Source organism: Streptosporangium sp. NPDC053982, from assembly GCF_055585205.1.
Genome location: NZ_JBVJKQ010000015.1, coordinates 189,485 through 204,412, shown reverse-complemented (window position 1 = coordinate 204,412; position 14,928 = coordinate 189,485). Strand labels below are relative to the sequence as shown.

At 74.1% G+C, this 14,928-nt stretch carries 12 protein-coding genes; 7 read left to right on the top strand and 5 right to left on the bottom strand.

Annotation, left to right across the window (positions count from 1 at the left end; all coding sequences use genetic code 11):
• Positions 1 to 67: 67 nt before the first annotated feature.
• From ACZ6W9_RS27405 to ACZ6W9_RS27375, 7 genes are all read left to right on the top strand, one after another.
• Positions 68 to 1,516 carry an exopolysaccharide biosynthesis polyprenyl glycosylphosphotransferase gene (locus ACZ6W9_RS27405; protein ID WP_389956969.1) on the top strand — a complete coding sequence of 483 codons (1,449 nt, stop codon included), beginning with the start codon at positions 68 to 70 and terminating at the stop codon, positions 1,514 to 1,516.
• Positions 1,513 to 2,280, top strand: coding sequence for a 3'(2'),5'-bisphosphate nucleotidase CysQ (locus tag ACZ6W9_RS27400; RefSeq protein WP_389956966.1), 768 nt, complete (start codon positions 1,513 to 1,515; stop codon positions 2,278 to 2,280). Before ACZ6W9_RS27405 ends, ACZ6W9_RS27400 begins: the two co-directional genes overlap by 4 nt.
• A gap of 19 nt (positions 2,281 to 2,299) precedes the next feature.
• Positions 2,300 to 3,214, top strand: a complete 915-nt coding sequence (cysD, locus tag ACZ6W9_RS27395; RefSeq protein WP_389956963.1) for a sulfate adenylyltransferase subunit CysD — start codon at positions 2,300 to 2,302, stop codon at positions 3,212 to 3,214.
• A gap of 98 nt (positions 3,215 to 3,312) precedes the next feature.
• The gene (gene cysN / locus ACZ6W9_RS27390) at positions 3,313 to 4,575 is read left to right on the top strand and encodes a sulfate adenylyltransferase subunit CysN (RefSeq protein ID WP_362931042.1); all 1,263 of its coding nucleotides are present in this window, start codon (positions 3,313 to 3,315) and stop codon (positions 4,573 to 4,575) included.
• 317 nt (positions 4,576 to 4,892) lie between these two features.
• Positions 4,893 to 5,915 carry a sulfotransferase gene (locus ACZ6W9_RS27385; protein ID WP_470120328.1) on the top strand — a complete coding sequence of 341 codons (1,023 nt, stop codon included), beginning with the start codon at positions 4,893 to 4,895 and terminating at the stop codon, positions 5,913 to 5,915.
• Positions 5,912 to 6,991, top strand: a complete 1,080-nt coding sequence (locus ACZ6W9_RS27380; protein WP_470120326.1) for a glycosyltransferase family 2 protein — start codon at positions 5,912 to 5,914, stop codon at positions 6,989 to 6,991. The genes ACZ6W9_RS27385 and ACZ6W9_RS27380 overlap by 4 nt, the downstream gene beginning before the upstream one ends.
• A gap of 89 nt (positions 6,992 to 7,080) precedes the next feature.
• Positions 7,081 to 7,824 (top strand): WecB/TagA/CpsF family glycosyltransferase, encoded by a 744-nt coding sequence (locus ACZ6W9_RS27375; protein ID WP_389956955.1) that lies wholly within the window; start codon positions 7,081 to 7,083, stop codon positions 7,822 to 7,824.
• 164 nt (positions 7,825 to 7,988) lie between these two features.
• Here the strand turns inward: ACZ6W9_RS27375 and ACZ6W9_RS27370 are convergent, their stop codons facing one another.
• The 5 genes from ACZ6W9_RS27370 to ACZ6W9_RS27350 all read right to left on the bottom strand — a co-directional run bounded on the left by ACZ6W9_RS27370 (position 7,989) and on the right by ACZ6W9_RS27350 (position 14,877).
• Positions 7,989 to 9,614, bottom strand: coding sequence for a sigma-70 family RNA polymerase sigma factor (locus tag ACZ6W9_RS27370; protein ID WP_470120324.1), 1,626 nt, complete (start codon positions 9,612 to 9,614; stop codon positions 7,989 to 7,991).
• Complete coding sequence (locus ACZ6W9_RS27365; RefSeq protein ID WP_470120322.1) at positions 9,615 to 11,342, bottom strand: RICIN domain-containing protein; 1,728 nt, start codon at positions 11,340 to 11,342, stop codon at positions 9,615 to 9,617.
• Positions 11,343 to 11,561: 219 nt separating this feature from the next.
• Positions 11,562 to 12,467 carry a sulfotransferase gene (locus tag ACZ6W9_RS27360; protein ID WP_470120320.1) on the bottom strand — a complete coding sequence of 302 codons (906 nt, stop codon included), beginning with the start codon at positions 12,465 to 12,467 and terminating at the stop codon, positions 11,562 to 11,564.
• Positions 12,464 to 14,032 (bottom strand): lipopolysaccharide biosynthesis protein, encoded by a 1,569-nt coding sequence (locus tag ACZ6W9_RS27355; protein WP_389956943.1) that lies wholly within the window; start codon positions 14,030 to 14,032, stop codon positions 12,464 to 12,466. Before ACZ6W9_RS27355 ends, ACZ6W9_RS27360 begins: the two co-directional genes overlap by 4 nt.
• Entirely contained in the window at positions 14,020 to 14,877 is an 858-nt protein-coding gene (locus ACZ6W9_RS27350) for a sulfotransferase domain-containing protein (protein ID WP_389956940.1), read from the bottom strand. Before ACZ6W9_RS27350 ends, ACZ6W9_RS27355 begins: the two co-directional genes overlap by 13 nt.
• Positions 14,878 to 14,928 lie beyond the last annotated feature (51 nt).

Below are 14,928 nucleotides of genomic sequence, written 5' to 3'. Positions count from 1 at the left end.
GCGCCCCCTTCTCCCTCGGTAACATCCGGTGACCATCGGTCGCCGATCGACTACGCTGGGGGAGCGTGTGCGCGAGGTGAAAGCCGTCCCGACCGGTCCGGGATCGACGTCGGCGTCCCGCCCGCGGGCGCCCGCCTGGGCCCGCCGCCACCGGGCGTACACCGTCGCCACCGACCTCCTCTGCTCCTCCGTGGCCGGCCTCCTCGCGCTGTTCGCGCGCTCCGGGGAGAGCGGCCCGGACGTCACCCCGTACGTCGCGCTGAGCGCCGCGCTGCCGCCCGTCTGGGTGTGCGCGGCCGCGCTGAACCGCGCCTACGAGCCCCGCGTGGCCGGCCTGGGGCCCGAGGAGTACCGCCGGATCGCGCGGTGCGGGCTCGCCCTCGCCGTCGCCCTGGCCTCCGGCGCCTACCTCGCCCGCACCGAGACGGCCCGCGGCTACGTCGTCCTGGCCGTCCCACTGGCAACGGCGCTCGCACTCCTCGGCCGGTATGGCCTGCGCCGCCGTCTGCGGCGGATGCGCGAGCGGGGCCGGTGCGCGCGCCGGGTCGTCGCGGCCGGACGCCGGCCCGCCGTCGCCGAGCTGATCGGCCTGCTCCGCAGGGAGCGCCGCCACGGCATGGAGGTCGTGGCGGCGTGCGTGCCGTACGACGGAGGAGACGACGTCGAGGGCGTCCCCGTCCTCGGAGACCTGTCCGACGTGCCGCTCGCGGTCGGGCAGGCCGCGGCCGACACCGTGGCCGTGCTCGCCTGCCCGGAGCTGGACGGCACGGCGCTACGCAGACTCGCCTGGCGGCTGGAGCGGACCGGCGCCGACCTCGTCGCCGCCCCGGCGCTGCTGGAGCCCGCCGGGCCGCGCACCGGGATCCGCCTGGCGGCCGGGGTGCCGCTGCTGTACGCCGAGCACCCGCGGATCACCGGCTCCCGCCGGGTGCTCAAGGCCGCCTTCGACCGGGCCGCGGCCGCGGCGCTGCTCGCCGCACTGCTGCCGCTGCTCGCCGGGCTGGCGCTGGCCGTCCGGGCGTCGAGCCCCGGGCCCGTCCTCCTGCGGCGGCGCCGGGTGGGCCGCGACGGCGCGGAGTTCACCCTCTACACCTTCCGCACCATGGCCGGCGGCGCCGAGCGCGGACGGGTCGGCCTGCGAGGGGACGGCCGTGCCGTGCCGTACGCGATCCGGCACGACCCGCGCCTGACCCCGCTGGGCGCGCGGCTGCGCCGCCGCTCCCTGGACGAGCTGCCGCAGTTGCTCAACGTCCTGCTGGGCCACATGTCGCTGGTGGGACCGAGGCCGCCGCTGCCGGAGGAGGTCGCCCGGTACGACGACGACGTCCGCCGCAGGCTGCCGGTCAAGCCCGGGATGACCGGCCTGTGGCAGCTCACCGGGCGCCCTGACATTCCGTGGGAGGAATCAGTACGGTGGGAGCTGCGTTACGCAGAGAACTGGTCCCTCACGCTGGACCTGCAGATTCTCTGGAACACATGGGCAGCCGTCGCGCGAGGAACGGAGCTTGCTGAATGACGATCCGGGACGACCACGTTCTCGCGGCGGATCTGGCGGCCGAGGCGGGTGAGAGGCTGCTGGCCCTGCGCGCCGAGCGGGGGTTCGGCGACCCCGCGGTCCTGCGCAAGGAGGGCGACACCGCCTCCCACCTGTTCCTGATGGACGCCCTGGCCCGCTCGCGCCCCGGCGACGCCGTGCTGTCGGAGGAGGCGACCCGCGAGGAGCGCCTCGACCCCCGCCGCCTGGCGGCCGAGCGGGTGTGGATCGTCGACCCCCTCGACGGCACCCGCGAGTTCGCCGAGGAGGGCCGCTCCGACTGGGCGGTCCACGTGGCGCTGTGGGAGCGCGGCGTCCTGACGGCCGGCGCGGTCGCGCTGCCCGCGCAGGGCCGCACCCTGTCCACCCTCGAACCCCCCGTACGGCCGGCGCCCGCCGCCGGGGCCAGGCCGCGGATCGCGGTCAGCCGCACCCGCCCGCCGGAGTTCGTCCGGGCCCTCGCCGAGCTCGCCGGGGCCGACCTGGTGCCGATCGGCTCGGCCGGCGCGAAGATCTCCGCGGTGCTCACCGGTGAGGTCGAGGCGTACGTGCACGCCGGCGGGCAGTACGAATGGGACTCCGCCGCGCCGGTCGCCGTGGCCCTGGCCGCGGGGGCGCACGCCAGCCGGATCGACGGCTCGCCGCTCCGGTACAACCAGGGAGACCCCTCACTGCCGGATATCCTGGTTTCCCTACCGGAACTGGCGCCAGCGTTGCTTGCCGGCATCCGGGACCTGCACCGATAAGCACCGCTAGGAGAGTCTGATGCTCCAGTGCGACTACACCACGTCGCAGCTCGACGTCCTCGAGGCAGAGTCCATTCACATCATGCGTGAGGTGGCGGCCGAGTTCGAGCGTCCCTGTCTCCTCTTCTCAGGCGGTAAGGACTCCATCGTCATGCTCCGCATCGCGGAGAAGGCGTTCTGGCCGGCGCCGATCCCCTTCCCCCTGCTGCACGTCGACACCGGGCACAACTTCACCGAGGTCATCGAGTTCCGCGACCGCCGCGCCGCCGAGCTCGGCGCGCGACTGATCGTGGCCAGCGTCCAGGACTCGATCGACGCGGGCCGGGTGACCGAGGAGACCGGCCGCCGGGCCTCCCGCAACCGGCTGCAGACCACCACGCTGCTGGACGCCATCGAGGACGGCGAGTTCGACGCGGTCTTCGGCGGCGCCCGCCGGGACGAGGAGAAGGCCCGCGCCAAGGAGCGGGTGTTCTCCTTCCGCGACGACTTCGGCCAGTGGGACCCGAAGAACCAGCGCCCCGAGCTGTGGAACCTCTACAACGCGAAGATCCGCAAGGGTGAGCACATCCGGGTGTTCCCGCTGTCCAACTGGACCGAGCTGGACATCTGGGACTACATCCGGCGCGAGGGCATCGAGATCCCCTCGATCTACTACGCCCACACGCGCAAGGTGTTCGAGCGTGACGGCATGCTGCTGGCCGAGAGCGAGTTCATCACCCGCGACGAGGACGAGCAGATCTTCGAGGCCGTGGTCCGCTACCGCACGGTCGGCGACGTGACCTGCACCGGCGCCGTCCAGTCCACCGCCGCCACGGTCGAGGAGATCATCGACGAGATCGCCGCCACCCGGATCACCGAGCGCGGCGCCACCCGCGCCGACGACCGGGCCTCCGAGGCGTCGATGGAGGACCGCAAGCGGGAGGGGTACTTCTAAGTGAGCACGGTTCCTTCCCGGCCGGCCCGCGCGGCCCGGCAGTCCCTTCCCGCGCGGCCCTCCCGCGCACGCCGTACGACCTCTGGAGAGCGGTTCTGATGGACATCCTTCGCTTCGCCACGGCGGGCAGCGTCGACGACGGCAAGTCGACCCTCATCGGACGGCTGCTCTTCGACTCCAAGGCGATCTTCGAGGATCAGCTGGAGGCGGTCGAGCGCACCTCCCGCGACCGCGGCACCGAGTACACCGACCTGTCGCTGCTCACCGACGGCCTGCGCGCCGAGCGGGAGCAGGGCATCACGATCGACGTGGCCTACCGCTACTTCGCCACGCCCAAGCGGAAGTTCATCATCGCCGACACCCCGGGGCACATCCAGTACACCCGCAACATGGTGACCGGCGCCTCCACCGCCGACCTGGCGATCGTCCTCATCGACGCCCGCAAGGGCGTTCTGGAGCAGTCGCGGCGGCACGCGTTCCTCACCACGCTGTTGCGGGTGCCACACCTGGTGCTCGCGGTGAACAAGATGGACCTGGTCGACTACTCCCAGGAGCGGTTCGAGGAGATCCGCGAGGAGTTCACCGCGTTCGCCGCCAAGCTGAACGCCCCGGACCTGACGTTCATCCCGATCTCGGCGCTGCACGGCGACAACGTGGTGTCCCGCTCGGAGAACATGCCGTGGTACAACGGCTCCTCCCTGCTGCACCACCTGGAGAACGTGCACATCGCCTCCGACCGGAACCTCGTCGACGTGCGCTTCCCGGTCCAGTACGTCATCCGGCCGCAGCGCGCCACCGATCCGGCCCTGCACGACTACCGGGGATACGCCGGGCAGGTCGCGGGCGGCGTGCTGAAGCCCGGGGACGAGGTCGTGCACCTGCCGTCGGGGCTGAGCACCCGCATCGCCTCGATCGACACCTTCGACGGTCCGGTGCAGGAGGCGTTCGCGCCGATGTCGGTGACGCTCCGCCTGGAGGACGACATCGACATCTCCCGCGGCGACATGATCTGCCGGCCCAACAACCAGCCGCAGGTCACCCAGGAGCTGGAGGCGATGGTCTGCTGGATGACCGACGCCGTCAAGCTGGCGCCGCGTGCCAAGCTGGCCATAAAGCACACCACCCGCACCGCCAGGGCGCTGGTCAAGGACCTCCACTACCGGCTCGACGTCAACACCCTGCACCGCGACGAGGAGGCCGGCTCCCTCGGGCTGAACGAGATCGGGCGCGTCTCGCTCCGCGTCACCCAGCCCCTGTTCGTGGACGACTACGCGAGGAACCGCCTCACCGGCGGCTTCATCCTCGTGGACGAGGCCACCAACAACACCGTCGGCGCGGGGATGATCACCGACGCCCGTTAGGGCCTGTCCCGGACGCCCGTCAGGGGCCGCCCGGGTGGTCGCGACCGGAGAAACGATCCGCCGGACGGGATCCGGCGCCGTGACCGGGTGTGCGCGGGGAGGCCACCGGGCCCGCCCGGTCACGGTGCCGGGTTCCGGGGTGTCGGACGGTCAGGGTGCCTCCGGCCACGGCGCCGGACCGCGTCCCGCGGATCATCCGCGGGACGCGGTCCGGCCCGGCGCGTCCCAGGTAGATCCTTTGTCCTTTCCGCGATGGCACGGTAACCCTCCGCATTAGGATGTGCACGTTCCGTATCCGACGGGTAAGGATTCGTGCCGTGCCTGACAAGCCGCCTCCCGCCCGGGTCGTCTTCCTCGGCGGTCTCGGCCGCAGCGGGACCACCCTGCTGGAGCGCCTGCTCGGCGAGGTCCCCGGCGTCGCGCCGCTCGGCGAGGTCGTCCACCTCTGGGCCAGGGGCGTGCTCGCGGACGAGCCATGCGGCTGCCGGCGGCCGTTCAGCGCGTGCCCGTTCTGGCGGGAGGTCGGCGAGCGCGCGTTCGGCGGCTGGCCGGACGACCTCGCCCGCCGGATGCTCCGGCTCGGACGCCGGGTGGACCGCACCCGGCGCGTTCCCGAACTGGCCCGCCGTCTCGCCGGGTCCACGGGGTCCGCGGGACCGGCGACGTTCGCCCGGTCCGTGACGCCTCCGGTGTTCCCGGGATCCGTGCCGTTAGGGGAGTCCGCGGAGCTCACGGCGTCTCCGGAGCTCGCCGAGTACGCCGCGGCGCACCGTCGCCTGTACGACGCGGCGGCGGAGGTCTCCGGCCGGCCCGTCGTGGTCGACTCCAGCAAGCACGCCTCCACCGCCTTCTGCCTCGCGGCCGCCGGGCTCGACGTGCACGTGGTGCACGTCGTGCGCGATCCCCGCGCGGTCGCCCACTCCTGGCGCAGACGGGTGCCCCGCCCGGAGGACGGCCGGCCGATGACCCGCTGGTCGCCGGCCCGCACCTCGCTGCACTGGCTCGCCCAGAACCTCAGCCTGGAACTGCTGGCACGCGGCGGCGTCCGCGTCACCCGGGTCCGCTACGAGGACCTGCTCGACGCCCCCGCCGCCACCCTGGGCCGCGTGGCCGCGGAGGCCGGTCTCGCGCCCCGCCTCGACTTCCTCTCCACCGGCCGGGCCGATCTCTCTCCGGCCCACACGGTCTCCGGCAACCCCGTGCGCTTCACGGTCGGCCGGATCCGCCTGGATCCCGACGACGGCTGGCGCACCGCCGCCCCGCCGCGGCACCGGCGCCTGGTCGCAACGCTGACCTGGCCCCTCATGGTCAAGTACGGCTACGACAGGAGATCGGCGTGAGCCCATCGGTGGGCGTGGTCATCCCCACGCGGGGACATCGGCCCGACCGGCTGCGCGCCGCGATCCGTGCCGCGCTCGGCCAGGACCATCCCGGTCCCCTCGAAGTGGTCGTCGTCGTCGACGGCGGCGACCCGGCGGCGGTCGCCGACCGTACGGCCGACCTCCTGGCCGCCCGGAACCCGGCCACCCTGGTAGGGGACACCCGGCCTCCGGCAGGGGCCGTCCGTTGTCCGGCCGCCTCGGAAGGAGATGCCTGGCGTCCGGCCGTCTCGAGAGAGAGTGTCCGGCGTCCGGCCCCCACGGGAGGGGACGCCCGGGATCCCGCCGTTTCCGCCGAGGAGGCGCCGCGCCGGGTGCGGGTGACGGCCAACCGCCTCAGCCCCGGCCTTCCGGGGGCCCGCAACACCGGCATCGCGGCGCTCGGCACCGACCTGGTGGCCTTCTGCGACGACGACGACGAGTGGGCGCCCGGCAAGGTCGCCGCCCAGGTCGGCGCCCTGGAGGCGTGGCCCGGCGCGGAGTTCTCCAGCTGCGCCATCGAGGTCGAGTACGGCTCGCGCCGCGTCACCCGGCTGGCCGGGACGGCCGCCGTCACCCGGGCGCACCTGCTGCGCTCGCGGATGGTGATGGTCCACTCCTCGACGTTCCTGTTCCGCCGGGGCGCGTTCTGGGCCGACGAGAGCGCCCCGGGGGGCCAGAACGAAGACTGGGACCTCGCGCTGCGCGCGGCCGCGCGTCACCCGATCGCGCATGTGGACCGTCCCCTGGTGCGGGTGCGCTGGGGCGGTTCCGCGTACGCGACCCGCTGGGCCGACCGAATCGCCGGGCTGGAGTGGATGCTCGCCCGGCACCCCGATCTGGTCGTGGATCCGCGCGGCGCGGCGCGGGTCTACGGCCAGCTCGCCTTCCACCACGCGGCCCTCGGCCGGCGGAGGGAGGCGGGCCGCTGGGCCCGGCGGGCGTTCACCGCGCACCGCGGTGAACCCCGGGTGCCTCTCGCGCTCGCCGTGGCCGCGGGCCTGGTGTCGGCCGCGAGCGTCCTCGGGGCGCTCCACCACCTCGGGCGCGGCATCTGATGGCGCTCCGGACCGTCCAGGAGGCGACGCGCGTCCCGGGGCGTCCATGGCCCGGCGACGACCACGGACGGACCCGCCACAGGGTGCGCGTGGCGGGCCTCCCTCTCGACCCGATGACCGAGGGGGAGGTCGTCGACCACGTGGTCGGCGCGCTGAAACGCGGAGAGGGCGGCCACCTCGTCACCCCCAACACGGACATCGCCTGGACCGCCGCGCGCGACCCCGGGGCGCACGAGATCGTCGAGCGGGCCGACCTGTCGGTCGCCGACGGCATGCCGCTGGTGTGGGCGGCCAGGCTGCTCGGCACGCCCCTGCCGGCGAGGGTCGCCGGGGCCGACCTGATCTGGTCGCTGTCGGAGGCGGCCGCCTTCTACCGCTACCCCGTCTACCTCCTCGGCGGCCCGCCGGGGGCGGCCCGGCAGGCGGCCGACCGGCTGGTCCGCCGTCATCCCGCGCTCGTCGTCGCGGGCACGCAGGCTCCGCCGTACGGGTTCGAGGCGGATCCCGGCGGCCACGACGGGATCAGGGAGGCGCTGGTGGCCGCCGCGCCCCGGCTGGTCTTCGTCGGGCTCGGCTTCCCCAAGCAGGACCGGCTCATCGCGCGGCTCCGGGACGACCTTCCCGGCACCTGGTTCGTGGGGTGCGGCTCCGCCATCGCGTTCACGGCCGGTACGGTCCCCCGGGCGCCGGTGTGGATGCGGGAAGCGGGTCTGGAGTGGTTCTTCCGCCTGGTCCACGAGCCCGGCCGGCTGGCCCGCCGCTACCTCCGCAACGACCTGCCCTTCACACTCCGGCTCCTGGGCTCCTGCCTCCTGCGCCGCCTCTTCTCCTGAAGGGCCCGCCCACCGGACGGTCGCGACGTCCGGTTGCCGGTGGACGGCCGGACCCGAACCGCTCCGGAGCGCCGTGGGCGCCGCCCGGCGCGCCCACGGCGCTCAGCAGTCCACGAGGGTGACGCGCTGATCGGCGGAGCCGCGCCGCCCCGCACTTGCACGGCTCAGCCGTCCACGAGGGTGACGCGCTGATCGGCTGAGCCGGTGTAGGGGCCGTAGAGAATGAACGCCGTCGGCGGACGCTTGCCGGCGAACTCCTCGCCGAGGGACAGCGCCTTGCCGGAAGGGACGCTCACCAGACGGCGCACGCCGTCGCTGAAGGCCGGGCGGTGCCAGAGCTGGGCCGGCGCGGAGGCACACGGCCTGATCCGGACCGCGAGCATGCCGCCGCCGTTGAAGGCGACGGTGTCGTACCGCTCGCCGGCGGACAGGCAGCGTCCGCTGACGAGGTTGACGAGCTGGAACCGCTGGGTCCCGCCCCGCGTACGCCAGGCCGTACGTGGGTCGGCGCACGGCAGCGCCGCCACCAGTCCGCTCGCCACGCCGACGCATCGGCCCGCGTGGGCGATCCGGGTGCCCGGCTGGGAAGTGGGCTCGCGGGGAGACGGCGACGCGGATCCCTGTGTCGTCACCCGGGCGGTGGGGGTTCTCTCATGAGCGGGTGCCCGGGTCCTCGCGCGGGTGGATTCGGGCGGCCGGGTCCTCAGGCGGGTGGGTTCCGGGGTGGGTGACGAGCCCGGCGCGGGAGCGGTGATCCGCGTGGGCGGGGAGGGGGCCGGGTCCGCAGGCGAGCCGAACACGGCCACGGTCACGGCCACGGCGGCGGCGATCGCCGTCACCCCCGACACGGGGATCACCCAGCCCGGCGCCCCGGCTCCCTTCGACGCGGCGACCGGCGTCCCGGTCGGTGTCCCGGTCCCCAGCCCGGCTTCCGTCCCGGTCGGTGTCCCGGTCCCCACTGCGCTCGATGTCCCGGCCTCCGCCGCGCCCGGCACCCCTGTGCCCGCCGCGCCCGGCACCCCTGTTCCCGCCGCGGTCCACCTACCCGCCCCCGCTCCCAGGGCGAGCGGAAACAGGGCGATCGGCAACGCAGCGCGGAGTGTGGTGTTGAGGTCGAGCAGCTCCGCGTGCGCCCGGGCGCAGCTCGCGCAGGACTCCAGATGCGCGCGCAGCGCCCGCGGAGGGCGGCCGTTCCCCCTGCGCACCACCGCCGCCAGCGGCTCGGCGTACTCCTGGCAGCGGGGCGACGCGCCGGACACGTACGCGGCCAGATACGCCTTGCGCAGTCCCTCGCGGGCGCGGAAGGCCAGCACGCCGACGTTGCCGGGGGTGACGCCGAGGATCTTCGCGACCCGATCGGGCTCCTCGTCCTCGATCAGGGTGTGCCAGATCACGGTCCGCCAGCGTGAAGGCAGCGAGCGGTAGGCGCGGGTCACGAGATCGTCCGGCGGCTCCGGCGCGTTCGTCGTGAGATCGTTCTCGCGGAACTCGTCGGTCAGGACGAACCGCTGATCGGAACGCGCCCATTCCGCCGCCGTGTTGCGGACCACCGCGTACAGGTAGGGACGCCAGTCGCCGGTCGGACCGGCCGGGCCGTTCCGGACGGTTCGCAGAGTCCGCGCGAACGCCTCGCTGGCCAGGTCCTCGGCGGTGTGCGGGTCCCGGCACAGGCGGCGGGCGAAGGCGATGACGGCCGGGTGGTGCCGCTCGTACAACTCGGAGACGGCACGGTCGTCACCGGCCCTGACCATTCGCGTCAGGGCCGGGTCGTCAGTGTCCGGTTCGATCACTTACTTGAGTGTAAATTTGGCGGAATTCTTCTGGTACGCAGCCTTGGCGTAGACGCCGGTGTGCTTGGCGGAGAGGGCGACGAGCCGGGTGGCCCTCGTGGTCGCACTCCTCAGCGTGACCGAGCCGCCTGCCTTCTCCAGCGACCAGCGCTGCCCCTTGGCGGCCCCGCTGCACCTGACCAGGACGACCGGACGCTTGCCGCCGCTGACCTCGCCGAGCGCCATGCAGCGGTTCTGGCGGCGCAGCTGCACGTGCTCGCCGACCGTCACGACGTTCCACGTGGCGCCGCAGGCGCCGAGGCGTACCCTGGTGCCGGACGAGGTCAGGCAGGTGCCGTACGTGCTCCTGAACCGGACGCTCCGGCCCCGCACGGGAGTCTCGGCGGGGACGGGGGTGGGGTCGATCGACTCGACCGGTCCCGATGTGACGGCCGGCTCCGGAGCGGAGGTCGGTGACGCGGTCGGCCTGGTGGTCGGCGTCCCGGTCGGGCCGGTGGTCGGCCGCGACGTGGCCGTCGGGGCCGGGGAGCCCGGCCTGGTGGGCGAGGAGGCCAGGCCGCCCAGCAGTTCGGCCACGAACTCGCCCTTGCCGTCACGTACCACCGCTCCGCCGTCACGGTCGTCCTTGACGGTCAGTTTCCCGCCGGCGCGAGCGGCGAAATTGGTCCTGTCCTGACCGGCCTCCGGCAGCCACTGCTGCGCTCTGTCCTTCTTCGCGCACGGACCGGTCACGACGGTGTCCGCCATGGTGAGGCAGCGGCCGTTCGCCGCGTTGCGGATCGTGAGGTACCCGTCGTCGTCGATGCCGCGCTGCCACGTCTGCGCGGCGCCGTCCGTGCACGCGCGCTGCACGACCTGCGTCGCGCTCCCGTCGAGGCATCTGCCGCCGTCCACCACCCTGATGCGGAACCGCCACACCGGGCTCGGCTGGTCCTGGATCAGGTACGGGCTGAACGCGACGTTCCTGATCTTTTCCAGTTCCGGCTGCCGTACGGGCGTCGGCTCGAAGTACCGGAAGTCGTCGATCCGGCACGAGTCGAGGTGGTAGTTGGACGCGGGGTCGCTCGTGCACTCCTTCCGGGTGCCCATGTTCCGGCAGACCGGGTCGTTGCCGTTCACGCCGCCCCCGTCGCAGTGCGAGAGCCCGAAGCTGTGGATCAACTCGTGGGTGAGCCCGGCCTCGCTCCAGCACCAACGCGGAAGGATGACGTTCCCGGTGCTCAGACCGGCGTTGGCGCCGCCGCCCGTGCAGGAGTCCGTGATCTCGTTGTCCCTGACGAGGTACAGCGGCTTGACCCGGTTGGTCTGCCAGAGCGTCCGCACCAGGGCCGGCTGGGAGGCGAGGTTCTCCGCCATCGCCTTGCCCATCTCCGCCCGGTTGCGGCCCTTGGTGAACGGCAGCTTCGCCACCACCGGACGGCAGTCGCCGTCCTGCACGAACCGGATCCGCCGGGAGACCCCGAACCGCTCCGCGCTGGAGTCGACCGTCTGGTCGGTCTCCCAGATGGTGTTCAGCAGGGCGGCGCTGTCGGCCTCCCAGGCGTCCTGCCCGGGTTGGTGGACGTAGATCGGCAGCACCCAGCCCTTGTCCTTGGTGTCCACCCCGTCGCAGGCGAATCGCGACTGGGCCGCCGGAGCCGCTGCCACCGCGGGCGACGGCACGGCCAGACCCGCTCCGCCCATCGACGACAGCAGCACCGCTATGAGGATGAATCTCAACCTGCTCAATCCGAACTCCTTTCGTTCACAGAGGAAGGAGTCCGGCCGCTCGCCCCGATTACGCGGTTTCAGAAATTTCCCGGCCTCGTCGTGGTTTCGTGGCGTCCGAGGCGGCCCCACGCGTGACGCGGGAGCCGGTAGGGGCGTCGCCACCCGGGACGACGACCGCGCTCTCCGGCTGACCGGTCGCGCCGGTCATGACCGGCTGTACGGCCGGCCGTGCGCGGATCAGTGGGCGGCCAGCCGCCTGACCCGGTGGGCCTCCTCGCGGCTCAGCCGCGCCTCGGCCTCGGACGCCGCCCGCCGGGAGTCCATCGGGCGGTATGCGGTACGGGACAGGCCGCTCCAGGCGAAGCCGCCGCCCGGCCGTCCGGCGGGTGCGGTGCAGGCACGGGAGATGCGACGCTCGGCGCGGGGGGACCAGGTCAGGCCCGCCCAGTCGTACAGGCCGCGGAAGCCCCGCACCGGGTCGGCGGCCAGCTCCTCATAGCTCACCAGCAGGATGCCGGGATGCCGCGCGGCGAGGGCGGCGGCGACGTCCCGGGCCGCCCGCCACAGGGCGACGGTCGTGGTCACGGGGTCCCGGCAGTCCGCCAGCGGGCGCAGCTCCGCCAGGCACGGATGGTCGCGGACCAGCAGTGGCTGCCCGAGCAGCTCGCGGGGACTGACGGCCCAGCCGAGCCGCCGCCAGCTCCCCACCAGTCCCACCGGGTCGCGGAGCAACAGGATCACCCGGCAGCTCAGCCGCTCGGCGAACCAGCCGGCCGAGAACAACGCGAAGGGGTCGTCCAGCAGCGCCCGCCGTCCGGCCAGCCTGCCCAGCGTGAACGCCGTGCCGTACCGGACCAGCCGCGCCAGGTCGTACGGCGAGCGGTTGCGGCGCAGCTCGGCCAGGAAGCGGTAGCGCAGCGCGACGGTGCCGGAGAAGGCGCGCAGCCAGGCCGCCTCGTTGTCCGGGCAGATGTACTGGAAGCGGTGGGTCACGCGGGCGTCGAGCACGCCGGGGCAGCCGCCGGGCGGATGCTCGGGGTTCAGCGGCTCGTTGACGTAGACCAGCTCGCCCCCGGCGGCGAGCATCTTGCCCGTCCAGCTCGTGCCGCTCCTCGGTAACCCGGTCACCAGCACCGGCGTCATCGGCCGCCTCCGGCCCGGAGGCGCGGTGATCGCCGCGGTGACCGCCATGGTGACCGCCACGGTGTCAGCGCGGCGACGCTGTGCGCGCCGAAGGGGCGCAGGCCGTAGAGGCGGTTGATCCGCCACAGCGGGAGGAGGTTCTTGACCAGCGTTCCCCCGGACCAGCCGAGGGCGGCGCCGAGCACGCCCTCGGACGGGACCAGCAGCGCGTCCAGCGCCACGGTCGTCGCGACGGCCGCCACCAGGTTGACCAGGCCGGCGCGGGTGTGCCCGGCCGCGGACAACGCCACGTCGGCCATGCCGCAGGCGGTGGCGGCCATCATCGTCCCGGCCAGCACGAGCGCCACCGGAACGCCGGAGGCGTAGCCGTCGCCGAACACGCCGAGCAGCCACGGCGCGAGCACGGCGTAGCCCAGCCAGATCGGCCAGGTCGGCGCGACCAGCCACATCGTGGCCGACTGGTACAGCGCGCGGGCGCGCGGCAGGTCTCCCTCGGACAGCGCGCGCACCAGCCTGGGCTGCACCGCGTGGGCCAGCCCCTGCCCGGCGAGCTGTCCCACGACCTTGAACCTGGTCGCCGCGGTGTAGACGGCCGCCTCCGCCGGGCCGGCGAGCGCCGCGACGACCAGGACGTCCAGCCGCTGGAAGACCGACTGGAGGGCGGCGGCGGCCGATCGGGGCCAGGTGTCGCGCCACAGGTCGAGCGCGGCGCCCGGCGTGCGCGGCCCGCGCGGCAGCCGCCGGCGCAGCCAGAGCGCGGCCGGCGCCAGGACCGCCGCGTATGGCCAGACCCAGGCCACCGCGAGCGCCGTGAGCGTGGCGGCGTCCACGGCGGCCGGTGCGATGCCCGGTGCGGTGTCCGGTGCGATGGCCGACGGCGATCCGGCGTCGACGATGGCCGGTACGGCGGGCGGCATCCCGGCGCCCCCCGCGCCGCCGCTCAGAGCGGTCGGATCGGTCATGCCGATCCACGCGCCCGGTGCGGGGCCTCCCGCGCCGGTGCGCGCGGTCCAGAGGACCAACGCCACCCCGGCGAGCTGGGCTGCCGGCAGGAACAGGCCGGTGAGCAGGACGGTGGGCCGCATCGCGCCGAACCCGCGCGTCGCGGCCACCGCGACCTCGGCGCACACCACCGCCGGCAGCGCGAAGGCCAGCACGCGCGAGGCGGGGTCGGCCGGACGGAGGGCGGCGGCGGTGGCGGCGGTCAGCGAGAGCGCCGCGACCGGGACGAACGCCGCGCGGACGTAGCCGCGGGCGGGGCCGTAGCCCAGGGGACGCGACCGGGCGATGAGACGGATCAGCCCGTTTCCGGCGTCCAGGCGCAGGATCCCGGCGACGGTCAGGCACAGCGCCGTCGCGGTGAAGAACGCCCCGGCCGTCTGCCGGTCCGTCTCCCGGGTGACCAGCACGACCGTCGCGAACTGCGCGGCGGCGCCCGCCCCCGCCCCGGCGAGGCCGGCCAGACCGGCCCGTGCCGTCCCGCCCAATGAGACCGGTGAGACCGGTGAGACCGGTGAGGCCGGTGCGGTGCGGTCGGACGGACGCGGGGAGATCAGCGCCGCCATGACGGCTCCGTGCCGAGCCACGGTGAGAGCCGGGCGTCGGACTCCTCGAAGCGTCCGGCCAGCTCACGGCGGAGCGGCTCGGGCATCGGGGCGGGCCGCGGCCGGGCGTTGTGCCGCTCGAACCGGGGGTCGCCGAGGTGCGGCAGGCCGAGGAACTCCAGCACCCGGTCGTAGACGACCTCCGGCTCCGCGAAGAACCGCCCGCTGTCCAGGACGAGCAGCCGGTCCCGGCCGAACAGGGGCTCCAGCCGGGCGAGCTGCTCGGCGTAGCGGCCCCTGGCGAGGTAGGCGTGGTGGCGGTGGGCATGGCTCAGCGAGTGGGGGCGGGCGCGCAGGGCGTCCTCCGCTCCGGCCAGCCGCTCCTCCTCCAGCTCCACCGCGCGGGCGAAGTCGGGCTCGGTCTCGAACCCCCGGGCCAGTTCGTGGGCGTGCGCGGAGAAGGCGCGTTCGACGGGGTCGCGGACCAGCACGACCAGCTTCACCCCGGGCAGGTCCTGGGCGATCCGGGGGCCGGTGAGCGGATGGAAGAGGTAGTAGGGGGACGACTCGAACGCCCGGGGGCGGTGGCCGTACCGACGGGCGAGGCGCGCGGAGCGGACCTGGAGGGGGAAGTGGGCGCGGTACCACGGGAGACCCCGGTCGTAGGCCACGTCGAAGTAGTGGACGCCCTTGTGGAGCACCGGTTTGAGGATCAGCGGATGCTGTGCCAGCGCCCGGTACAGCGAGGTGGTGCCGCACCGCTGCGCCCCGATGACCAGGAAGGACGGCAGGAGCCGGTGCCCGGCGGTCAGCCGTCCCGCGGCGCGGGACACGGCATGGACCGGGCGCTTCACCCCGGGGGTCATGTGAACTCCTCTCCGCGTGGGGATCAGGTCGTCAGGTCGGGGACCCCCTCT

Bases quoted from the DNA above. Each gene is read 5' to 3' on its own strand.
- ACZ6W9_RS27360 (WP_470120320.1), bottom strand. From the start codon at position 12,467: ATGACGCCGGTGCTGGTGACCGGGTTACCGAGGAGCGGCACGAGCTGG.
- ACZ6W9_RS27350 (WP_389956940.1), bottom strand. From the start codon at position 14,877: ATGACCCCCGGGGTGAAGCGCCCGGTCCATGCCGTGTCCCGCGCCGCG.
- ACZ6W9_RS27355 (WP_389956943.1), bottom strand. From the start codon at position 14,032: ATGGCGGCGCTGATCTCCCCGCGTCCGTCCGACCGCACCGCACCGGCC.
- cysN (WP_362931042.1), top strand. From the start codon at position 3,313: ATGGACATCCTTCGCTTCGCCACGGCGGGCAGCGTCGACGACGGCAAG.
- ACZ6W9_RS27400 (WP_389956966.1), top strand. From the start codon at position 1,513: ATGACGATCCGGGACGACCACGTTCTCGCGGCGGATCTGGCGGCCGAG.
- cysD (WP_389956963.1), top strand. From the start codon at position 2,300: ATGCTCCAGTGCGACTACACCACGTCGCAGCTCGACGTCCTCGAGGCA.